The sequence below is a fragment of the Pseudomonas sp. NPDC089569 genome (genome assembly GCF_050280625.1).
In the GTDB taxonomy this organism is placed as follows: Bacteria; Pseudomonadota; Gammaproteobacteria; order Pseudomonadales; family Pseudomonadaceae; genus Aquipseudomonas.
Map to the genome: position 1 here is coordinate 1 of NZ_JBNNVQ010000254.1, position 1,552 is coordinate 1,552.

Sequence of the window (1,552 nt, forward strand, 5' to 3'; positions counted from 1 at the left end):
GTTGCGGACGGCCACCCAGCAATTGCATGGTGCCTTGCATGTCTACCACGATTTCGGTGGTGTAACGCTTGATACCGTCTTTTTCCCACTCGCGGCCCAAAAGCCGTAATCGCCATACAGGGCCTGATAGAAGACCACTTCTTCCTCGGTCTCCGAATGCCGCGCGACACTGAACACGCGGTACTGCGGACCTTTGTAATGTTGGTAGAGCCCAGGTTGTATCGGCATGCTTCGGCCCTCACTCAAATATTTTCAAAATAAAAACAAAATAAATCCGGAAAAACAAAAACCGGGGCACTTGGCCCCGGCTTCCGTCGACGAAACGATTAAACGCGTTCGAAGACGGTGGAGATGCCTTGGCCGAGACCAATGCACATGGTGGCTACCCCGAAGGTACCGCCATTTTGCTTCATTACATTGAGCAACGTGCCGGAAATCCGCGCACCGGAGCAACCGAACGGGTGACCCAGGGCGATGGCACCGCCGTGCAGGTTAACCTTCTCGTTCATCTTGTCGAGCACTTTCAGATCTTTCAGCACTGGCAGAGCCTGTGCGGCGAAAGCTTCATTGAGCTCGAAGAAGTCGATATCGTTGATGCTCAGACCCGCGCGTTTCAGCGCTTTTTGCGTAGCCGGTACTGGACCATAGCCCATGATTGCCGGGTCCACACCTGCCACGGCCATCGAGCGAATCACCGCCATAGGCTGTATGCCCAGATCCTGCGCACGCTGCGCCGACATCACGATCATGCACGAGGCACCGTCGGTGATCTGCGACGAAGTACCCGCCGTCACGGTGCCGCCCTTCGGGTTGAAAGCAGGCTTGAGTGTCGCCAGGCTTTCCAGGGTGGTTTCCGGACGAATGGTTTCGTCGTAGTCGAACAGTTTCAGGAAACCGTTCTCGTCATAGCCTTGCATCGGGATGATTTCGTCCTTGAACTTGCCTTCCACCGTTGCCTTGTGGGCGAGTTGGTGGGAGCGCACGCCGAAAGCGTCCTGTTGTTCACGCGTAATGCCGTGCATCTTGCCCAGCATTTCAGCGGTCAGGCCCATCATGCCCGAGGCTTTCGCCGCGTACAGGGACATGTGCGGGTTCGGGTCCACGCCGTGCATCATGCTCACGTGGCCCATGTGCTCGACGCCGCCAACGACGAAGACGTCACCATTTCCGGTCATGATCGCTTGAGCTGCGGTGTGCAACGCGCTCATGGACGAGCCGCACAGGCGGCTGACGGTCTGGCCGGCCGAGGTGTGCGGGATCTGGGTCATCAACGATGCCATGCGGGCAATGTTCCAACCCTGCTCCAGGGTCTGGTTCACACAGCCCCAGATCACGTCTTCGACCTCATTCGGGTCGACCTTGACGTTACGTTCCAGCAGCTTGCTGATCAGGTGCGCCGACATGTCTTCGGCGCGGGTGTTGCGGTGCATGCCGCCCTTGGAGCGGCCCATCGGAGAGTCATGCTTGGGGTGGACATGGCGACGTCTCAGTCGGTGGCGGTGTCGGGCAGCATAACGCGTTAAACGGAACCCCTGTAGGAGCGAGCATGCTC

The 1,552-nt window shown here is 58.2% G+C and carries 1 protein-coding gene and 2 pseudogenes; all 3 read right to left on the minus strand.

Going from position 1 to position 1,552, the window contains the following annotated elements; translation table 11 throughout:
• Window positions 1–79 (minus strand): annotated as a pseudogene (locus ACQKP2_RS32830) (single-stranded DNA-binding protein); the annotation flags it as partial.
• Window positions 80–96: 17 nt separating this feature from the next.
• Window positions 97–228: pseudogene (locus ACQKP2_RS32835) on the minus strand (DUF1653 domain-containing protein); the annotation flags it as partial.
• A 98-nt stretch (window positions 229–326) separates the two neighbouring features.
• Complete coding sequence (fadA, locus tag ACQKP2_RS32840; RefSeq protein WP_427582380.1) at window positions 327–1,451, minus strand: acetyl-CoA C-acyltransferase FadA; 1,125 nt, start codon at window positions 1,449–1,451, stop codon at window positions 327–329.
• Between the last annotated feature and the right edge of the window lie 101 nt (window positions 1,452–1,552).

Excerpts from the sequence above, each read along its gene's own strand:
- fadA (WP_427582380.1), bottom strand. The coding sequence starts at position 1,451 with ATGGGCCGCTCCAAGGGCGGCATGCACCGCAACACCCGCGCCGAAGAC.